Origin of the sequence: Pseudomonas faucium, from assembly GCF_021602585.1 — a bacterium.
GTDB classification, from domain to species: domain Bacteria; phylum Pseudomonadota; class Gammaproteobacteria; order Pseudomonadales; family Pseudomonadaceae; genus Aquipseudomonas; species Aquipseudomonas faucium.
Genome location: NZ_BQIP01000023.1, coordinates 17,142 through 37,347, shown reverse-complemented (window position 1 = coordinate 37,347; position 20,206 = coordinate 17,142). Strand labels below are relative to the sequence as shown.

At 64.2% G+C, this 20,206-nt stretch carries 15 protein-coding genes; 6 read left to right on the top strand and 9 right to left on the bottom strand.

Translation table 11 applies throughout. The annotated features are described in order from the left end of the window. Window positions 1-455: 455 nt before the first annotated feature. Together L6D75_RS22135 and L6D75_RS22130 are read left to right on the top strand one after the other, a co-directional pair. Window positions 456-2,402 carry a BCCT family transporter gene (locus L6D75_RS22135; RefSeq protein ID WP_236193830.1) on the top strand — a complete coding sequence of 649 codons (1,947 nt, stop codon included), beginning with the start codon at window positions 456-458 and terminating at the stop codon, window positions 2,400-2,402. Window positions 2,403-2,515: 113 nt separating this feature from the next. Next, the gene (locus L6D75_RS22130; protein ID WP_176512996.1) at window positions 2,516-7,102 is read left to right on the top strand and encodes a dermonecrotic toxin domain-containing protein; all 4,587 of its coding nucleotides are present in this window, start codon (window positions 2,516-2,518) and stop codon (window positions 7,100-7,102) included. On the opposite strand, the gene L6D75_RS22125 is transcribed toward L6D75_RS22130, so the two are convergent. From L6D75_RS22125 to gpmI, 4 genes are all read right to left on the bottom strand, one after another. Continuing rightward, window positions 7,103-7,867 carry a divergent polysaccharide deacetylase family protein gene (locus L6D75_RS22125; protein ID WP_176512995.1) on the bottom strand — a complete coding sequence of 255 codons (765 nt, stop codon included), beginning with the start codon at window positions 7,865-7,867 and terminating at the stop codon, window positions 7,103-7,105. It abuts the gene before it with no gap. Between the two features lie 8 nt (window positions 7,868-7,875). Continuing rightward, on the bottom strand, window positions 7,876-9,207 hold the full coding sequence (locus L6D75_RS22120; RefSeq protein WP_176512994.1) for a S41 family peptidase: 1,332 nt from the start codon (window positions 9,205-9,207) through the stop codon (window positions 7,876-7,878). Window positions 9,208-9,287: 80 nt separating this feature from the next. Continuing rightward, window positions 9,288-10,574 (bottom strand): murein hydrolase activator EnvC family protein, encoded by a 1,287-nt coding sequence (locus tag L6D75_RS22115; RefSeq protein ID WP_176512993.1) that lies wholly within the window; start codon window positions 10,572-10,574, stop codon window positions 9,288-9,290. Between the two features lie 218 nt (window positions 10,575-10,792). Beyond that, window positions 10,793-12,328, bottom strand: coding sequence for a 2,3-bisphosphoglycerate-independent phosphoglycerate mutase (gene gpmI, locus L6D75_RS22110; protein WP_176512992.1), 1,536 nt, complete (start codon window positions 12,326-12,328; stop codon window positions 10,793-10,795). A gap of 206 nt (window positions 12,329-12,534) precedes the next feature. Between gpmI and L6D75_RS22105 the strand changes: the two genes are divergently transcribed. Genes L6D75_RS22105 through secB form a run of 3 tightly spaced genes read left to right on the top strand, consistent with a single transcriptional unit; the run spans window position 12,535 to window position 13,729 of the window. After that, window positions 12,535-12,948 carry a rhodanese-like domain-containing protein gene (locus L6D75_RS22105; RefSeq protein ID WP_176512991.1) on the top strand — a complete coding sequence of 138 codons (414 nt, stop codon included), beginning with the start codon at window positions 12,535-12,537 and terminating at the stop codon, window positions 12,946-12,948. Window position 12,949: 1 nt separating this feature from the next. Continuing rightward, window positions 12,950-13,204 carry a glutaredoxin 3 gene (grxC, locus tag L6D75_RS22100; protein ID WP_176512990.1) on the top strand — a complete coding sequence of 85 codons (255 nt, stop codon included), beginning with the start codon at window positions 12,950-12,952 and terminating at the stop codon, window positions 13,202-13,204. Between the two features lie 39 nt (window positions 13,205-13,243). Beyond that, a complete protein-coding gene (gene secB, locus L6D75_RS22095; RefSeq protein WP_176512989.1) occupies window positions 13,244-13,729 on the top strand; it encodes a protein-export chaperone SecB in 486 nt (161 codons plus the stop codon). A 162-nt stretch (window positions 13,730-13,891) separates the two neighbouring features. Here secB and trmL read toward each other — a convergent pair whose 3' ends face one another. Next, complete coding sequence (trmL, locus tag L6D75_RS22090) at window positions 13,892-14,353, bottom strand: tRNA (uridine(34)/cytosine(34)/5-carboxymethylaminomethyluridine(34)-2'-O)-methyltransferase TrmL (RefSeq protein ID WP_176512988.1); 462 nt, start codon at window positions 14,351-14,353, stop codon at window positions 13,892-13,894. On the opposite strand from trmL, the gene L6D75_RS22085 reads away from it, so the two are divergent. Beyond that, entirely contained in the window at window positions 14,352-14,789 is a 438-nt protein-coding gene (locus tag L6D75_RS22085) for a hypothetical protein (protein ID WP_176512987.1), read from the top strand. The two genes, trmL and L6D75_RS22085, sit on opposite strands and share 2 nt — an antisense overlap. A gap of 372 nt (window positions 14,790-15,161) precedes the next feature. On the opposite strand, the gene ntrC is transcribed toward L6D75_RS22085, so the two are convergent. From ntrC to glnA, 4 genes are all read right to left on the bottom strand, one after another. Next, complete coding sequence (ntrC, locus tag L6D75_RS22080) at window positions 15,162-16,598, bottom strand: nitrogen regulation protein NR(I) (RefSeq protein ID WP_176512986.1); 1,437 nt, start codon at window positions 16,596-16,598, stop codon at window positions 15,162-15,164. Continuing rightward, window positions 16,595-17,680, bottom strand: coding sequence for a nitrogen regulation protein NR(II) (gene glnL, locus L6D75_RS22075; RefSeq protein ID WP_176512985.1), 1,086 nt, complete (start codon window positions 17,678-17,680; stop codon window positions 16,595-16,597). Before glnL ends, ntrC begins: the two co-directional genes overlap by 4 nt. 232 nt (window positions 17,681-17,912) lie before the next feature. Further along, entirely contained in the window at window positions 17,913-18,452 is a 540-nt protein-coding gene (locus L6D75_RS22070; RefSeq protein ID WP_176512984.1) for a chorismate mutase, read from the bottom strand. Between the two features lie 154 nt (window positions 18,453-18,606). Then, window positions 18,607-20,013, bottom strand: coding sequence for a type I glutamate--ammonia ligase (gene glnA / locus L6D75_RS22065; protein ID WP_176512983.1), 1,407 nt, complete (start codon window positions 20,011-20,013; stop codon window positions 18,607-18,609). Window positions 20,014-20,206: the final 193 nt, after the last annotated feature.

Here is a 20,206-nt window from a genome sequence, read left to right as displayed (position 1 = left end):
CGTTCAATCAATAAAGAATAAGCTCTGCGACAATTTGTGCCATTGACACTTTTTCAAGCGATCGAGAAGGCACGGATTGACACCCCAGGAAATCGCGTAACCCCCGGAATACAAGGCGTTGACGGGCAAGTTCGATGCGAAGTGCAGATGCTGCCGATGGCCTACGAGCCTGCGGCAGGCCCTTGGAGCGGGCGGGGTGCTCTGTGACGAATGCGCGCACCTCACGCGAGGGCGTGGCATTTCTTGCAGGCCACCTGTCTGTTTTTTTGCAACGTTCGATCAGGGATCACGGTTTCCAGGGTGCTTTTATAACACCTGTAGCAGTGGGGCTATTGCACCAATTGCTCGGGAAAAGATTGATTAGCCTCCACAGCCGTACTGCCCGGAGCATTCGTGCAATGAGTTCTGCCTCCCTTACCAAACCCCCCGCCGAGAGGGTACGGGTCAACCGCGTGGTGTTCTTCACCTCCGCGCTAATGATCCTTGTTCTGACTGCCTTGCTGATCGCCGTACCCGATACCGCCGGCCAAGTGCTGGGCGTGGCCCAGAAATGGCTGACGCGCACCTTCGGCTGGTACTACATGCTGGTGATCTGCGGTTACCTGTGCTTCGTCGTCTACCTGGCCTTCTCCGACTACGGCAAGCTCAAGCTTGGCGGCAAGGATGACCAGCCCGACTTCAGCTATGGCGCCTGGGCCGGCATGCTGTTCTCCTCCGGCATCGGCATTTCGCTGCTGTACTTCGGCGCCTCCGAGCCGCTGGACCACTACTTCAACCCACCGGAAGGCACCCCGGCCAGCCTCGAGGCCGCGCGCCAGGGCCTGCAGCTGACCTTCCTGCACTGGGGCCTGCACGGCTGGGCGATCTACGCCCTGGTGGGCCTGGCCGTGGGTTACTTCGCCTACCGCCACAACCAGCCGCTGGCACTGCGCTCGGCGCTGTACCCGCTGGTCGGTGAGCGCTGGGTCAAGGGCGCCGCGGGCAATGCCGTGGACATCTTCGGCATGTTCGTCACCCTGCTGGGCCTGGTGACCAACCTGGGGATCGGCTCGATGCAGGTGTCCTCGGGCCTTGAGTACCTGTTCGGCATGGACCACAGCAAGACCAACCTGCTGGTGGTGATCCTGGTGATGGCCGGCGTTGCCACCGTGGCGGCGGTGTCGGGCGTGGAAAACGGCATTCGCCGCTTGTCCAACCTGAACATCATGCTGTTCAGCGGCCTGCTGATCTTCGTCCTGCTGGGCGGCGAGACCCTGCACCTGCTCAATGGCTTCGTGCAGAACATCGGCGACTACCTCAACGGCATCGTGCTCAAGACCTTCGACCTCTACGTGTACGAGGGCGAGGCCGGCAAGTCCGAGCGCTGGCTGGGCCTGTGGACCGTGTTCTACTGGGCCTGGTGGATTTCCTGGGGCCCGTTCGTCGGCATGTTCATTGCCCGTATCTCCAAGGGCCGCACCGTGCGCCAGCTGGTCAGCGGCGTGCTGCTGATCCCGCTGGGCTTCACCCTGGCTTGGCTGTCGATCTTCGGCAACACCGCGCTGGACCTGGTGATCAACCAGGGCGCCGTGGAGCTGGGCAAGACCGCGCTGGAACAGCCGTCGATGTCGATCTACCAGCTGCTGGAATACTTCCCGGCGGCCAAGATCGTGATCGGTGTGGCGGTGTTCGTCGGCTTCGTGCTGTTCCTCACCCCGGCCGACTCTGGCGCGGTGATGATGGCCAACCTGTCGTGCAAGGGCGGCAAGGTCGACGAAGACGCCCCGCACTGGATGGTGGTGTTCTGGTCGGTGGTCATCACCCTGGTCACCATCGGCCTGCTGTTCGCCGGTAACTTCGAAGCCATGCAGACCATGGTGGTGCTGGCGGGCCTGCCGTTCTCGGTGGTGCTGGTGCTGTTCATGTTCGGCCTGTACAAGGCCATGAAGCAGGACGTGGCGGCCGAAGGCGAGCGCGCCGAGCTGGCGGCCCGTGGCCGTCGTGGTTTCAGCGAGCGCCTGAGCCAGCTGGAACTGCAGCCGACCCAGGCCGTGGTGCAGCGCTTCATGGACAAGCAGGTCAGCCCGGCGCTCAAAGAAGCCGCCGCGCAGCTGCAGACCCTGGGCTTCGAGGTGGAAACCCGTGTCGGCCAGTCGCGCAACATGATGGGCCTGCGGGTGATGATGGATGAGGGCAACCCATTCGTTTACGAAGTGAGCCTGGATGGCTACATGGCCGCGCCGAGCGAAGCGCCGGTCGAAGGCGAGCCGCAAGTGCGCCAGCGCTTCTACCGTGCCGAGGTGTACCTGCACGATGGCAGCCAGGAATACGACCTGATGGGCTTTGCGCCCGAGCAGATCGTGCGTGACGTGCTCGACCAGTTCGAGAGCCACCGGCAGTTGCTGGGCCGGGTCTACAGCTGATGACACCTGGGGGCTGCCGCTGGCAGCCCCTTCGTTGGCCAGAGACATAGATACTCCCGCTTCGGCGTGATGGTTTTCATCCTTGTGGATCAACCTTCACAAGGATTTTCTCCATGCCGAGCACCTTCCCCGATCTGCATGCGGCCGTTGCCGCCGCGTTCAGCGACCGCCCCACAGTCCGTCAGATAGCCGGGCGCGAAGCCCTGAAGTTGCTGGCCGAACGCTACGACTCGGTCAGGTCTGCCAAGCTTGCCGACGCCGATGCGTTGGTGCTGCACATCCCCAGCGCCACGACTGATGCCCCCTCCTGGACGCCGCGTCCGTTGCTCGATGCCTTGTTGACTGCCCTATTCCAGGGCTGCGACTTGCGCGCTATGGGCAAGCCGGGTGGCGAGTTCATGCTGTCGGTCAGCGCACCTTTCGCCTTCAAGGACGCACTCGGCAATCCGCTTGAGGACACGGTGGTTTCCGTGCAGCAGGCGATGGATGAGCTCGAGGATCTGGTCCTGCTGCTGCCCTGGCATCTGCGCCAGGCCCAGGTGGACTTCTGGCAGGCCAACGGCAGCCTCGGTGTGAGCCGGGATCTCTGGCTGCAGCAGCAGCTCAAGTTGGCACTGCTCGGCAACCTGCCCTTGCAGGGGCTCGACGATCAGCAGACGGCGCTGGTACTGGGGCTGCTCCAAGACAGCTTACCGCCGGCGTCGGTGTTTGCCGTTCAGGTGCAGGTACCTGGCGGCGCCGTTACCCGAATGCTGCCGAACCTGTTGGTGCTGGGCGAATGGGACGAGCGAGAGGTGCTGCTGTGGTGTGCGCCGTCCGGCGTGATCAAGCCCTTCACTTCGTTCGACGACTTTGCCTTGGCACTGTGCCAGATGCAGGGCGCCGATAGCCTGACCTGGCACCGTTTTGCCCTGGAAGGCGATGTGTTCGCCCAGCAAGCGGCGTTGTTGCTGGACGGCCAGTTCGAGGCGCTCGATGGCTGGCGCCTGGACGACGGTGCCGGTATCGACCAGGGCGAGGCGGCGTATGCAAGCGTCGGCAACCCCGCCCACTACTTCATTGCCGGCTATGGCATGAGCGCCGAGGTGCCTCTCAAGGCCCCGCCGGGCCTGGCCAACGCACCCGCTGGGGTCAGTTTTGCCTACCAGCGCGGCATGTTCGAGCTGGCCCTGGCCCAGGCCGCGTCAAAAGGGCAGGGTTCGGCGGCAGGCGTGCTGGACCTGCAAGCCTTTGCCCGCAAGCGCCTGCGCGAGGCGTTGCTCGAAGACTACCCGGTCGAGGCCAATTACTTCCCGGATGACCTTGTGCTTACCCTGTCCAGCGCCATTGGCATGCCCGGCAGCGGCTGGGGGACCGTTTTCAAGCGGACGATGACCCTGACCGAATTCGCCATCGGCAACCTTGCCTCCCTGCAGGGGGCGGTGCTCGAACGCATCGAGCATCGCGACGAGCAGCTGATCATGCCGTGGCTGACGGCGGATTACCTCAAAGCGCTGGTCGAACGGATCGATGTCGGCGGCAGCTATGTGGCCTATGTCCAGCAAGCCAAGGCCGACCAGCAGGGCAAGGCGCAGCGCGAGGCGTGCTTTAGCCGCGAGTGGCGCTGCTCGATGTTGTTCAGCGGGTTGCTGGCCAGGCTGGACGGTGGCCTGAGCGAAGCGGGGCTGGAGTGCCTGGTCGATTTCTGTCGCGGCCAGTTCAACCGCCCGGGGATCGAATTCATGCCACTGGCCTTGCGGCGCACTCCAGGCCCTGAGCAAGCCGACAGGGTGCACGGCATGTATGTGCTGTTCGCCCCGGAGCTTGAGGTGGTGTTGCTGTATCGGCCGCTGTACATGCAGGGAACTTTGCGCGAGTTCCCAAGCCTCGACGCCCTGCGGTCGGCCATCGCCAGGCCCGGTGCATTGCAGGACAGCGTGCTCGACTGGATGAGCGGGTCATCGCGCGATGCGTATGGGCGCGGCGACTTCGATGCGCTGTTCCTGCCCGAGTTGCCCGGAGGCGGGCTGCCAGTGCCGGTGCGCGTGGCCTTCAGCGCCGAATTCTGGACGCCAGCCATCGATCAGAAACTGTACCAGGCGAGCTTGGACCTGTTGCTAGAACTGGCTGCCCGCGAATCGTTGTCCACCGCGCAGAGCCGTTGGGCGGTGTTGTTGCAGGGTGGCTGGTTGCTGTTCGACACCGTCACGCTGTTCATGGGCGGGCCGGTGGCGGTGGTTGCCTGGTTGGTCCAGGGCCTGAGCATGGTGCGCAATGACCTGCCGGCACTGCTGCGCGGCAACGAGGCCGAACGCAGTGTGGCCGTGGTCGACCTGTTGCTGGGCCTGGCGGCGGGCTTGATGCATGGGTGGCTGCCCAGGCCGGTAGCAGGCGCCGGCACTGCACGGGCCTTGCAGGCCAGGCGCGGCAGCGTGCCGTTCAGCCTGGAGCAGCCTTTGCCGCCGGCACAAGGCCAGCTGCAGCTGGCGGGGGCCATGGCCACAGAGCCTGGGCGCTCGCTTGATTTCTCCTTCCGTGGCGCACAAGGGTTCAACGTCCTCGGCAAGGCCATGGGTGACAAGCTGCGCGGTATGCGCGCGAGCGTCGATCTTGCCGGCAAGATGGCCGAAAGCAACGGCCTTTATCGGCTGGACAGCCAGTACTACGTGGCACTCGCTGGCGAAAACTATCGCGTCGAATTCGATGGTGGCCAGGTACGCATCATCGATGCCGAGGGCAACCGAGGGCCGCTGTTGGTGCGCAGGTTCGGCGCCTGGCGGGTGGATGGCGGGTTGCATTTGCGCGGTGGCATGCCCAGGAGCCGCGTGCAGCAGATCAAGGAAGCCAATGCCCGCAAGATGGCCGCGCTGAACCAGCAGGACAAGGACCTTATCTTGCAGAGCAAGAAGCTCGAGGCGACGTTCAAGGGGCACAGAACCATGCTGGAGAAGACCAAGGCCGATCTGCTCGAGCTTGCAGCAGTGGAGCAACCCGAGCCTGATCAGATCCGCCGTAAAGAGCTGCTCAAGGGGCTCGAGGGGCGTTATCGGGAAATTGTCGTGTATGACCTCAAGGCCCTCATCGAAAACGGGCTGCAGCATGACCAGGTGCTCGATGAGATCAGCGCACTTCCACGCCACAGGGAGGTGATGGAGCAAGCGCTCAGGCAGGGCCGGGCCAACTTGCGCCAGGAGATGATCCAGGACTGCGAGTCGTTCTACAACGAGATGGCGGCGATGATCAATCAAGAAGAGGTTGGCGAGCTGGCCAACAGGGTCTGCGCCCGGCCGGAGCTCGAGCAGGAAGTAAAGCTGTACGAGCAGTTCTTCGAAGTGATGGCCAAGGTGGTCAAGTGGGAGTCGGACATGGTCCAGATTGCCCGGCAGTTCGATGCGGTGCTGGAAAGAACGCTCAAGGATGATGCGATCACCTTCACCGATCAGCAATCCGGGCTCAGCAAGCATGCCTGGCTTGGCCGGATCGTCGAGCAACGGCGGCAGACGGGGATAGAGCTGGAGTTTCAGTTGCTGATGGACATTGGCGAATTGTGCCTGGACCGCCTGGGTGTCGGGGTTCACGAGCACGTGCTGGAGGAATACGAACATTATCTGAAGGGGGCCGGGCTCAGGAGCGCCGGTGCTGCCCATGGCGACCCCGCACGTGCCGAGGTGGCGCGGGATGAGCAGATCAACATCCTCAACGGCGTCGTCGATGCCTATGCCGAGGCCGATGCCATGGCGAGCTACCTGCGCAGCCTGGGTGGCGCCGCCGTTCGCCCGGAGCGGCTGGACCAGTATCGCGCTCTGCTCAATACGCTCAAGGACAGCGCGGAGAAAGAGCTGGTTGCCGCCGTCCAGGAGCAGGAGCTGCTCGAACAACGCCCGCTGCGCCAGCCCATCTACGCCCCGCGCGGCGGCCGCCGCCATGTGGTGCGCACCCACCGCGGGCGCAGCGTGGTGGGCGTGGAGCGCGAGCGCGATGGCACCCGGGTACTGGAGCAGCTCGATGATCGGGCCAATGTGCTCAAGACCTTCCGCCTGCAAGGGGCCGAGTGGGTCGAGGATGTGCCTGTCGAAGAGAGCGAGCGCAGGCCATCGCTGGGCCTGGCCCAGGAGCGGGAGCTTGGCAAACGGTTGATCGAGCAGGTCGAGTCAGTGATCGGCCTGGGCAGGCAGTACGAACGGCACGACGAGCCCCTGGGGTTGGCCACCGTGATCGATGGCCACATCGACAAGCTTGAAGAGGTACGGGCCAATTTCACCTCCAGCGAGGCCGACCAGGCGCTGGAGCAGAACCTGAGCCATGCCATCGAACGCCTGGCAACGGTCAAGCGCGACAAATTGGTCAGCCTGTACCTGGCCACCAGTCATCCTACGGCCCAGAGCCTGCGGTTCTTGCTGCAGGAGAAGAAAGTCAGGCTCAGCCGCCAGGGTGCGCGGCGCAAGTTGTCGGCAACGGATTTTCTCGATGTCTACGAAGTGCGCCGCAACGCCGAGGGCAGCAAACCCGGGCGCCTGCTGTGGGAGGCGCACTTCCATTACCCGGCAGCCGACACCCCTGAACGTGAGTTCAGCAAAGGGCACCTGAAGCTGGGCTACCAGAGCAAGCTGGGGCGTGAGGCGCAAATGCGCGCGGCAGCCAGTGGCAAGGAAGTGCTGGCGATCTACCGTGGCAACCTGCGCCTGGCCGACGTGGAAGGGCTGATTCCCTTCGACGCCTGATCAGCGGTTGCTGTAGACCCCATGCCTGCCATGCGCAGGCATGGCCTGGTTGCTGCGTTCGGCGATCATCTGCTTGAGGCCGATCAGCGTGATGCCCTGGCTGGCGAGCTGGGGCAACGCCTGTTCGAGGACGGCCAGGGTTTGCGGGTAGGGGTGGCCGATCAGCACCGCCGAGCCCTGGCGCCGCGCCATTTCCACACCGATGCGAAGTTGCCCGGCGATGGCCTCGGGCGTGCGCACGTCGTCGAGGAACACATCCCGCGAGACATGCGCCAGGCCAATGCGCTGGGCTTCGGCGGCGGCGACGGTGGCCGCGCTGGTACGGCTGTCGACGAAGAACAGGTGGCGCTGCTGCAACTCGCCCATCAACCAGGCCATCGGCTCGCGCTGGGCGGTCATGCGGCTGCCCATGTGGTTGTTGATGCCGGCGGCGTAGGGCACCTTGGTCAGGGCCGCCTGCAGCCGGCTGGCCAGTTCGGGCAGCGGCGTGCCGGGGTGCCAGGCGTAGGGACCGGTGGCCGGGTCCATGGGCATGTGCAGGATCACCGTCTTGCCGGCCTTGTGCGCCTGGCGGGCGAAATCGCTGGCATGCGGGGTGTCGGGCATGATCGCCATGGTCACCGGCCCGGGCAGGGCCAGGGTGCGCTTGTCGCGCTCGCTGCTCTGGCCCAGGTCGTCGATGATGATGCTCATGTAGGCCTTGGCTGGCGCCGCGTGGGCGGTGCCAGCCAGAAGGCAGAACAGCGTGAACAGCAGATAACGCATGGTGGGGATCACTGGCCCTTGGTGACGTTCAGGCCCTTGAGCAGGCTCAGTGCCTGGCTCAGCTGGAAGTCATCGTCCTGTGGCCGCTCCTTGCGCTTGCTGCTGCTGGTCGGGCGGTCGGCGCCGCCGTTGCCGTTGCCCAGGTGGCCCTGCAGGTCGGCTTCCTTGAAGTTTTCGGCATCGGCTTCGGCGGTGATCCTGGCCTGGCGCACTTCGATGTCCGGGACGATGCCCTGGGCCTGGATCGAGCGGCCGTTGGGGGTGAAGTACAGCGCGGTGGTCAGCTTCAGGGCGCGGTCGTTGGCCAGCGGCAGCACGGTTTGCACTGAGCCTTTGCCGAAGCTGTCGGTGCCCATCAGCACGGCGCGCTTCTGGTCCTGCAGGGCGCCGGCGACGATCTCCGAGGCCGAGGCGCTGCCGCCGTTGATCAGCACCACCAGTGGCACGCCCTCGCTGGCATCGGCCGGGTCGGCGGAGAAGCGCAGCTCGGAGTTGGCGATACGGCCCTTGGTGTAGACGATCAGGCCCTTGGTGAGGAAGTGGTCGGCCACTTCCACGGCCGATTGCAGCACGCCGCCTGGGTTGTTGCGCAGGTCCAGGACCACGCCGCGCAGCTTCTTGCCGTTGTCCTTGCGCAGCTTGGCCAGGGCCTTGCCCACTTCTTCGCCGGTCTTGACCTGGAACTGGGTGATGCGGATGTAGCCGTAGTCGTTTTCCAGCAGCTGGCTCTTCACGCTCTTGACCTGGATGACCGCGCGGGCCAGGGTCACGTCGAAGGGGTTGCCGCCGTCGCGCACCAGGGTCAGGGTGATCTTCTCGCCGATCTTGCCGCGCATCTTGTCCACGGCTTCGGTCATGGTCTGGCCACGGGTCGGGGCGCCGTTGATCTTGACGATCAGGTCGCCGGCCTGGACCCCGGCGCGCGAGGCCGGGGTGTCGTCGATCGGCGACACCACCTTGATGAAGCCGTCTTCCTGGCCTACTTCGATGCCCAAGCCGCCGAACTCGCCGCTGGTGCTCTCCTGCAGCTCCTGGAAGTCTTCAGGGCCGAGGTAGGCCGAGTGGGGGTCGAGGTTGCTGAGCATGCCCTTGATGGCGTTTTCCAGCAGGGTCTTGTCGTCCACAGGCTCGACGTAGGCAGCCTTGATGCGGTCCATGACCTCGGCAAAGGTGCGCAGCTCTTCAAGCGGCAGCGGCGCCTTGGCGGTCACCTCGGTGGCCGGCACCGCGGCGGGCTTGGCAGGCTTGGCGGGCGCCGTCTCGGCGGCATGGGCCAAGGGCGCGCCGATCGCCAGGGCGATGGTCAGGGCCAGCTGGGTGAGGCGAGGCGAGTGCAGCATGTCGAACGAACTCCTGATCCTGTAGACGCTCCCTGCGGAGCACCGGCGCAGCGCCAGGCGCTACACCGAGAAAAATGAACCTAACCTCTGCACCACTGCGCAGGGTCGGTCGGCCGGCCCTGCTGGCGGATGGCGAAGTACAAGCCCGCGCTGTCCTGGCCACCGCTGTCGCCAACGGTGGAAATGGCTTCACCGGCCTTGACGATGTCACCGGCGCTCTTGAGCAGGCTCTGGTTGTGGCCGTACAGGCTCAGGTAACCATTACCATGGTCGAGAATGACCAGAAGTCCAGCGCCACGCAACCAGTCGGCGAACACCACGCGCCCGCCGTGTACGGCGTGCACCTGGGTGCCCGGGTTGGCGCTGATCATCACCCCATCCCACTTGGCCCGGGCATCGCTGCCGCGGGCGTCGCCGAAGCGTGCCAGCAATCGACCATTGACCGGCCAAGGAAGTTTTCCCCGGGCTGCAGAAAATGCACCGCCGTAGTTGGCGCCGTCGCTGGAAACCAAGGGGCCGAGGGTGGTGCGGGCCTTTTTCGGCGGCTCGGCTTCTTCGCGGGCGGCCAGGGCTTGCTGCTGGCGGCGCTTCTCGGCTTCCTGCTCGGCCAGCAGCGCTTTCTTGCGTGCTTCTTCGGCTTCGCGGGCCTGGCGGGCCAGGGTTTCCTCGATGGTCTTGAGCACTTTGCCCAGGTCGGCCTGGTCCTGCTCGCGGGCCTGCAGCTTCTGGTCGCGGTCCTTCACATCGCTGTTGAGCTTGGCCAGCACTTGCTGGCGCTTGCCGCGTTCGGCTTCCAGCGCCTGGCGGCGGCTGTCGAGGTCGGCGCGCTGGGCCAGCAGTTGCTCCTGCTGGCGGCCGATGTCCTGTTCGACGTTGGCCAGCTGGCGCAGGGTCTCGTTGAAGGCGCGCAGCTGCTCGGTGCGTGCCTTGCTCAGGTAGTCGTAGTAGCTCAGGGTGCGGGCGAATTTCTCGGGGTTCTGCTGGTTGAGCAGCAGCTTGAGGTATTCCTCGCGGCCGTTGTTCTGGTAGGCGGAACGGGCCTGGATGGCGATCAGCCGCTGCTGTTCACTGCGGGCGCTCTGGAGTTTTTTTTTCTCGGTATCAAGGCGCTCCAGCTCGCCTTCAGTCTTTTTTAGTTCTTGCTGCAGGGCCTCCACCTGCTTTTCCAGGTTGCCGATGTCGGTTTCGGTGGCCTTGAGGTCTTTCTGCACGCCGGCCTTTTCTTCCTGGAGCTTGCCCAGCGTCTTCTTGAGCTCGGCGATGTCCTGGCGGGTGGCGTCCAGTTGTTGCTGGGTCTGTGCGCGCTCGTCGGCGAACGCCGGGCTGAGCAGGCAAGACAGGGCGAGTAGGATCAGGGCGCGGAACATGGGGTTTGGCGTACCAGGGATGGAGACTGGCCTAGTATGCCCGCCCGGGCCTGCAAAAAAAACGCCTGGCTGCGGGCGCGGCCAGGCGTTTGTCCGGAATTCATGTGCAGCGGGGCTGCTTTGCAGCCCTTTCGCCGGCAAGCCGGCTCCCACGGGGGCTGCTCTTTGTGGGAGCCGGCTTGCCGGCGAGTGGGGTGCGAAGCGCCCCTGTACATCGATCAGGCGTCGAGCAGGATCGACGTACCGGTCATTTCCGCAGGTTTTTCCAGGCCCAGCAGCTTGAGCATGGTTGGCGCCACGTCGGCCAGCACGCCGCCTTCGCGGACCTTGAGCTTGCGCTTGCCAACATAAATGAACGGCACCGGCTCGGTGGTGTGCGCGGTGTGCGCCTGGCCGGTGGACTCGTCTTCCATCTGCTCGACGTTGCCATGGTCGGCCGTGATCAGCGCTTCGCCGCCGACCTTGTCCAGCGCCTCGACGATACGCCCGACGCAGCCATCCAGCGCCTCGACGGCCTTGACCGCAGCAGCGAAGACGCCGGTATGGCCGACCATGTCGCCGTTGGCGTAGTTGACCACGATCACGTCATAGCGCTGCTGCTCGATGGCCTCGACGATACGGTCGGTAACCTCTGGCGCGCTCATCTCCGGCTGCAGGTCGTAGGTGGCGACCTTCGGCGACGGGATCAGGATGCGCTCTTCGCCTTCGAACGGCTCTTCGCGGCCGCCGGAGAAGAAGAAGGTGACATGGGCATATTTTTCGGTTTCGGCGATGCGCAGCTGGGTCTTGCCGTTGTTCGCCAGGTACTCGCCAAGCACGTTGTGCAGGCTGGCCGGGGCAAAGGCCGCCGGGGCGGGGATTTTCGCCGAGTACTGAGTCAGGCCGATGTAGGCCGCCATTTTCGGCAGGCGGGCACGGGGGAATTCGTTGAAATCGGCTTCGACGAAGGCGCGCGACAGTTCGCGGGCGCGGTCGGCGCGGAAGTTCATGAAGATCACCGCGTCGCCGTCTTCGACCTTGACCGCTTCGCCGATACGGGTGGCCTTGACGAATTCATCGCTCTCGTCACGGGCGTAGGCCGCTTCGAGGCCGGCCACGGCGGTGTCGGCCTGGAACTCGGCGGTGCTGTCGACGATCAGGTTGTAGGCGGCGCTGACGCGGTCCCAGCGGTTGTCACGGTCCATCGCGTAGTAGCGGCCGATCAGGCTGGCGATGCGGCCCTTGCCGAGCTTGGCGAAGGTGGCATCGAGCAGTTCGATCGACGACTGCGCGCTGCGCGGCGGGGTGTCGCGGCCATCGAGGAAGGCGTGCAGGTAGATCTTTTCGGCACCCCGTTGCGCGGCCAGCTCGGCCATGGCGACCAGGTGGTCCTGGTGGCTGTGCACGCCGCCGTCGGAGAGCAGGCCGAGGATGTGCACGGCCTTGCCGGCACCCGCTGCCTTGTCCACGGCGCCGGTTAGCACCGCGTTATGGAAGAACTCGCCGTCGCGGATGGCCTTGGTCACCCGGGTGAAGTCCTGGTAGACGACACGGCCGGCGCCGAGGTTCATGTGACCGACTTCGGAGTTGCCCATCTGCCCGTCCGGCAGGCCGACATCCATGCCTGAGCCGGAGATCAGGCCGTTGGGCTGACTCGCGCGCAGGCGGTCATAGACCGGTGTGTTGGCGGCAAGGATGGCATTGTAGTCGGGGCATTCGCTGTGACCGAAGCCATCCAGGATGATCAGGACAAGGGGTTTGGGGGTGCTCGTCATCAATCAAACTCACGGTTGTTCAAAGATGATAAAGACACGCATTTTAGGGCAAATACGCCACCTGCGGCGAATAATCGTCCTGTTCGCTGACCAGCGTGGCCAGCGGCGCAACATGAAGGCACCTTTGTGGCCGGCCTGACGGGCTTTGGTGGTCATGGGGGGCTGTGTATACTGGCCGGCATTTTCAATCGCCTGGAACACCGCTGATGGTTGCTCACCTGATTCAATTCGCGACAGATCACTACATCCTGGTTGCGATTTTCGTCGTATTGCTGGTTGCCCTGCTGGTCAACGAAATCCGCCGCGGCGGCCAGAGCCTGAGCAATGGCCAACTGACTGCGCTGGTCAACGCCGACAAGGCCCTGGTCATCGATATCCGCCCGTCCAAGGATTACTCCGCTGGCCACATCGTCGGTGCGGTGAACATCCCGCAGGACAAAATGGCCAACCGCATGGCCGAACTGGAAAAGCACAAGGAAAAGACCCTGATCGTCGTCGACGCGATGGGCCAGCAGTCCGGCATGGTGTGCCGCGACCTGCTCAAAGCCGGTTACACCGCCGCCAAGCTCAGCGGTGGCGTTTCCAGCTGGAAAGCCGATAACCTGCCCCTGGTGAAGTGATATGAAGCCCGTCATCGTCTACTCCAGCGACTATTGCCCCTACTGCATGCGCGCCAAGCACCTGCTGCAGAGCAAGGGCGTGGCCTTCGAGGAAATTAAGGTCGACGGCAAGCCGCAGCTGCGTGCCGAGATGAGCCAGAAAGCCGGCCGTACTTCGGTGCCGCAGATCTGGATCGGCACGACCCACGTTGGAGGCTGCGATGACCTCTATGCCCTGGAGCGCGCCGGCAAGCTCGACGCGCTGCTGGCGGCCTGATTTGCACTGCATTCAAAAACATTAGGATAAGGACCTGCCATGACTGACCAACAGACCAACGGCGCAGCCGCCGAAGACACCAGCCCTCAGTTCTCCATGCAGCGCATCTATGTGCGCGACCTGTCGTTCGAGGCGCCGAAAAGCCCGCAGATCTTCCGTCAGCAGTGGGAGCCGAGCGTCGCCCTGGACCTGAACACCAAGCAGAAGGCCCTGGAAGGCGACTTCCACGAGGTGGTGCTGACCCTGTCGGTGACCGTCAAGAATGGTGACGAAGTGGCCTTCATTGCCGAAGTCCAGCAGGCCGGTATCTTCCTGATCAAGAACCTCGACGCCTCGTCGATGAGCCACACCCTCGGCGCGTTCTGCCCGAACATCCTGTTCCCGTATGCCCGCGAGACCCTGGACAGCCTGGTGACCCGTGGTTCGTTCCCGGCCCTGATGCTTTCGCCGGTGAACTTCGACGCCCTGTACGCGCAAGAAATGCAGCGCATGCAGGAAGCCGGCGAAGTGCCGACCGTGCAGTAATTCTGCCGGTATCAAAAAAGCGCCTCTCGGGGCGCTTTTTTGTTGCCTGTACCGGCCTCATCGCCGGCAAGCCGGCTCCCATAAGTGATGTACAGGCCTTAGGTGGGCTGCGATCCCTGTGGGAGCCGGCTTGCCGGCGATAGGGCCTGAGCAGGCAAAGGATCAGCTCCCGGCAAACCCGTTCTGCCGCCAGGCCTCATACACCGTCACCGCCACCGTGTTGGACAGGTTCAGGCTGCGGCACCCCGGCCGCATCGGCAGGCGCAGGCGCTGTTCGGCCGGCAGGCTGTCCAGCACCTCGGCCGGCAGGCCTCGGCTTTCCGGCCCGAACAGGAACGCGTCCCCTGGCTGGTAGGCCACTTCGTGGAACGGGTGCGAGCCCTTGGTGGTGAAGGCGAACAGCCGCGGATTGCCCAGGCTTTCCAGGCATGCGGCCAGGCTTTCGTGGCGCTTGAGCGTGGCATACTCGTGGTAATCCAGCCCGGCCCGGCGCAGGCGTTTGTCGTCCAGCTCGAAGCTGATCGGTTCGATCAGGTGCAGGTCGCAACCGCTGTTGGCGCACAGGCGGATGATGTTGCCGGTATTCGGCGGAATTTCTGGTTGAAAGAGGATGACGTGAAACATGCACGGCTCCAAGCGTGAAGATGGCGAGCATTCTACCCCCGAAGCGGACCTGCGATCGAAGGGCTTGCCGCGTGTGCTGCTGTCTCTGGCGATCGTCGGCTTGATGGTCGGGCTGATGATCGGCCGCCTGACCACCCCGGACGAGCGTGTGCTGGAGCAGGTGGACGTGGTGCAGGATGGCCTCGACCTGTGGTTCAACGAAGAACCCAAGCTGCACGGTGAGCACGTGGAAGGCACGGTTGCGCTGTTGTTCGAGGCCCAGGGCAAGGCCCAGCGCGGGCAGTTGAGCCTGCAGGGCAAGCCGGTGGGGTGGCGTTTGCAGAAGACTGAAGAGGGCTTGTTGCTGACCCTGGTAGCCACGCGCCCCCTGCACGGCGAGTGGGCCGGTGCAGAAGGCGCTGGGCGTTGGCGGGTGCAGGTAAGGCTGCACGAATAAAAGAGGGGATGTCCCGGCCTGCCTGTACCGAGGTCCCCCAAAACGGGCGGTGCTGCGAATAAAAGAGGGGTCACCCGGCCTGCCTGTACCGAGGCCCCCGAAACGGGAGATGTCTTGATTTGGTTTATTGCAGGGGGCGTGCCAGGTTTGCAAAGCCCGTGGATATGGGGCTTTGAGGGGGATCTGGCCGGAATTCGAGGGGATTTGTGCCTTAAGGCGGTGCAGGAGGCACAGGTTCGGTGCAGGACTGTTTCGGCGGGGGCCCTTGTGGGAGCCGGCTCGCCGGCGATCACCGGCTAAGCCGGTGCCATGCACCGCGGCGCCCGCATCGCCGGCAAGCCGGCTCCCACAAAATCAGCGGCTGATGAGCAATCAATGCTCCTCGCCGTCCTCTTCATCGCCACCCGCCACATTCATCCCCAGCTCCTTGATCTTGCGGGTCAAGGTATTGCGCCCCCACCCCAGCAGCACTGCGGCATCGCGGCGGCGCCCGGCGGTGTGCTTGAGCGCGGTCTCGATCATGATCCGTTCGAAGCTGGGCACGGCGCTGTCGAGCAGGTTCGACTGCCCGCGCGCCAGTGCCTGGTCGGCCCATTGGCGCAGCGCCTGCTCCCAGTTGGTCACCGGCGCGGCATCCTGCGGCAGGTTGAGCAGCTCGGGCGGCAGGTCGCCGACCAGCACCTCGCGGCTGGAGGCCATCACGGTGATCCAGCGGCAGGTGTTCTCCAGCTGGCGCACGTTGCCTGGCCAAGGCAGGTTGCGGATGAACTCTTCGGTTTCCGGCTTCAGCAGCTTCGGCTCGACGGCCAGCTCCTGGGCGGCGCGGCCCAGGAAGTGCCGGGCCAGCGCCGGAATATCCTCGCGCCGGTCTGCCAGGCGCGGGATGTGGATGCGGATCACGTTCAAGCGGTGGAACAAGTCTTCGCGGAACTTGCCAGCCTGCACCAGCGATTCGAGGTTCTGGTGAGTCGCCGCGATGATCCGCACATCGACCTTCACCGGCACGTGGCCGCCGACGCGGTAGAACTCGCCATCGGCCAGCACCCGCAGCAGGCGGGTCTGGGTGTCGGCGGGCATGTCGCCGATCTCGTCGAGGAACAACGTGCCGCCGTCGGCCTGTTCGAAGCGCCCGCGCCGCAGGTTGGCGGCGCCGGTGAACGCGCCTTTCTCGTGGCCGAACAGCTCCGACTCCATCAGGTCCTTGGGGATCGCCGCCATGTTCAGGGCGATGAACGGCGAGGCCGCGCGCGGGCTGTGGCGGTGCAGGGCATGGGCCACCAGCTCCTTGCCGGTGCCGGATTCGCCGTTGATCAGCACGGTGATATTGGAGTGGCTGAGCCGGCCAATGGCCCGAAACACTTCCTGCATCGCCGGCGCTTCGCCAATGATCTCAGGCGTGCGCGCCAGTGCCTGGGGGGCGTCGAGGCCCTGCTGTTCCTGGGCATGCTGGTTGGCCCGCTTGACCAGCGACACCGCTTCGTCGACGTCGAACGGCTTGGGCAGGTATTCGAAGGCGCCGCCCTGGTAGGAGGCCACGGCGCTGTCCAGGTCGGAATGGGCGGTCATGATGATGACCGGCAGGCGCGGGTGCTGCTCGCGGATCTGCGCCAGCAGGTCGAGGCCGCTGGCGCCCGGCATGCGGATGTCGGAAATGATCACGTCCGGCTGCTGCCGGGCCAGGCGGCCCATCACGCCATCGGCGCTGTCGAAGCTCTGGGTGGTCATGCCTTCTTGTTGCAGGGCTTTTTCCAGTACCCAGCGGATGGAGCGATCATCATCGACGATCCATACGGTTTCACTTCGGCTCATGAGGCGGTGGCTCCTTGTTCCAGGGGCAGGAAGATCGAGAAGGCGGTGTGGCCCGCGTGGCTTTCACATTCGATCAGGCCCTGGTGCTGGCTGATGATGTTCTGGGTAATGGCCAGGCCCAGCCCGGTACCGTCGGGGCGGCCGCTGACCATGGGATAGAAGAGGGTGTCCTGCAGTTCCGCCGGGATGCCCGGGCCGTTGTCGATGATCTCGACCCGCGCCACCAGGCGATGGCGCACATGGCCGATGGTGAACTGGCGCACCGCGCGGCTGCGCAGGGTGATGCGGCCCAGGCGCAGTTCGTTCTGCGAGCTGATGGCCTGCATGGCATTGCGCACGATGTTCAGCACGGCCTGGATCATCTGTTCGCGGTCGACCAGCACGTCGGGCAGGCTGGGGTCGTAGTCGCGCACCAAGGTGATGCAGCCCTGGCTCTCGGCCTCGACCAGGCTGCAGACGCGCTCGAGCACCTCGTGGATGTTGGTCATCGACAGCGAAGGCAGCTTGTTCGAGCCAAGCATGCGGTCGACCAGGTTACGCAGGCGGTCGGCTTCCTCGATGATCACGTTGGTGTAGTCGCGCAGCCCTTCTTCGGGAAGCTCGCGGGCCAACAACTGCGCGGCACCGCGGATGCCGCCCAGCGGGTTCTTGATTTCGTGGGCCAGGCCACGCACCAGCATCTTGGTGGTTTCCTGCTTGCTGAGCTGGGCCTCTTCCTTGGTGATGCGCAGCAGCCGGTCGCGGGGGTGCACCTCCAGCAGCAGCAGGGTGTTGCCCTGGTGCAGGATCGGCGTCACGGCGTAGTCGACGGTGATGGTCTGCCCGGTCAGCGAGGTCAGCTGCGCTTCACGCTTGGTGAACGGGTGCGCCTGCTCGACCGCCTGGCGCAAGGAGTTGAGCGCCTCGGTCGACTCGGTGAACAGCTCGCTGATGAACTGCCCGTGGCTGCGCTGGCCGCTGACTGCCAGGAGCATTTCGGCGGCCGGGTTCATGTATTCCAGGCGCAGTTCGGCGTTGAGCAGAAGCGTGGCGGTGGTCAGGTTGTCCAGAAGCAGACGGTGCTGTGCATCGCTGATGGTCATAAGGCGTCGTTGACCTCTTTTGGCGCTTGGCGGGCGCGCTATGGATCCGCTGATGCGAGGAAAATGCAAGAAACAAACCAAGGCTCCGAAAAGAAGCGGAATAAGCCGAAAAAGGCCTGGAATTGCGCGAATTCGGACCAGAATGCCCTGGTTTAACGTTTTTTGTGACCCATTTTGGGGTGAGTAAAAGGCGCGCCCGCCAATGGGCGCACCAATATAGAGCATAGAGCTATCAGGGTTTATCGCACAGTTGGCCGGTGGCGCGGACCAGGGCCGTGCGGGTCAGGCTGTCTGCCGGGCGGCTGGCCAGCGCTTCGGCGAGGTCCGCAGCGCACGCGGCTGGCTTTTGCTGCTCGAACGCGGCCAGTTGGCCGAGCAGCGTTGCTTGCAGCGCGTCGAGTTGCGGGCGGATCTGCTGCTGCAGGTCCTGGCGTGGCGTGTCGGGCGCCGCGCCCTGCAGGTGCCAGCGGGACAGCAGGCTGTATTGCACCAGCTTGTTGGCCTCCATCTGGTCGGCGAAAAACGCTTCGGCACGTTGCGGGGCCAGGCCATAAGCGGGGGCGGTCGCGTTTACCTGCGCCAGCACCTGCTGTTCGCGCTCGGTGGCCTGCACCGGTTGGCCCTGGTCCCACTTGTGCAGGGCAACGGCGTTGGCCAGGCTCAAGCGCTGTTCGATGGCGTCGAGCAAGGGGGTGAGGGCGAGGCTGCCTGCCGAGGCAGTGGTGCAGCCGGCAAGACTCAAGGCAAGGGTGATGAGGGGCAGGGGGCGCATGGCAATTCTCCGGTTGGGTAAAGCGTCGAGTGTGGAGAAGTGGGCGTATTTCTTGGGGTAGGAAGCTTCCGAAGTTGCAGAAGGCAGAAACAGAAACGGCCTCCCGAAGGAGGCCGTTTCCAGTGACGTTGATCAGCGCCAGGCGCCGATTACATCAGCAGCTGTAGTACAGCTCGTATTCCAGCGGGTGCACGAAGGTGCGGACCTTGATTTCTTCTTCCGACTTCAGCTCGATGAAGGCATCGATGAAGTCATCGGAGAACACGCCGCCCTTGGTCAGGAACGCACGGCCTTTGTCCAGCTCTTCCAGGGCTTCTTTCAGGCTGCCGCAAACCTGCGGGATGTCCTTGGCCTCTTCAGGCGGCAGGTCATACAGGTTCTTGTCGGCCGCATCGCCTGGGTGGATCTTGTTCTGGATGCCGTCCAGGCCAGCCATCAGCAGGGCTGCGAAGGCCAGGTACGGGTTGGCCGATGGGTCCGGGAAGCGCGCTTCGATACGGCGGGCTTTCGGGCTGCCGACGTAAGGAATGCGGATCGAGGCGGAACGGTTGCGAGCCGAGTAGGCCAGCATTACCGGCGCTTCGAAACCTGGGACCAGACGCTTGTAGGAGTTGGTCGACGGGTTGGTGAAGCCGTTCAGGGCCTTGCCGTGCTTGATGATGCCGCCGATGAAGTACAGGGCGGTGTCGGACAGGCCGGCATAGCCTTCACCCGAGAAGGTGTTCTTGCCGTCTTTCCAGATCGACATGTGCACGTGCATGCCGGAGCCGTTGTCGCCGTACAGCGGTTTCGGCATGAAGGTAGCAGTGCGGCCGTAGGCGTCGGCAACGTTGTGCACGACGTATTTCAGGGCCTGTACTTCGTCAGCCTTCTTCACCAGGGTGTTGAACTTGACGCCGATTTCGTTCTGGCCGGCAGTTGCCACTTCGTGGTGGTGAACTTCGACGACCTGGCCCATTTCTTCCAGTGCGTTGCACATGGCAGTACGGATTTCGTGGTCGTGGTCGAACGGCGGAACCGGGAAGTAGCCGCCTTTCACGCCTGGACGGTGGCCTTTGTTGCCGCCTTCCACGTCAGCGCCGGTCATCCACGAGCCTTGCTCGGAGAAGATCTTGAACATCGAGCCGGAGATGTCGGACTGGAACTTCACTTCGTCGAAGATGAAGAACTCAGGCTCTGGGCCGGCGAACACGGTGTCACCGATGCCGGTGCTCTTGAGGTATTCCTCGGCGCGCTTGGCGATGCCGCGCGGGTCGCGATCGTAGCCCTGCATGCTCGACGGGTCGACGATGTCGCAGGTGATGATCAGGGTCGGCTCTTCGGTGAACGGGTCCAGCACGGCGGTGTCGTCGACCGGCATCAGGATCATGTCGGAGGCTTCGATGCCTTTCCAGCCGGCGATGGAGGAGCCGTCGAACATCTTGCCGACTTCGAAGAAGTCTTCGTCCAGGCCATCACGCGCTGGCATGGTCACGTGATGCTGAATGCCTTTGGTGTCCGTGAAACGCAGATCAATCCACTTGACGTCATGATCTTTGATGAGTTGAACCGACTTCGACATGTTGTCCTCCGGATGGTCTAGAGCGCGGTGGGCCGCTGCCCTGGAAAAAAGGGTGTTGCCGGGCGCGGATAGTCGGCCAAGCGTACCTGCCTCACAAGGGAGCAAATTGCATGCCAGTGCCCGAAAATGGCGAGGGCGGGATAAAAGGGGGCGTTTGCGGGCATTTGGTGAGGGGTTGAGGGGTTGAAGCGCA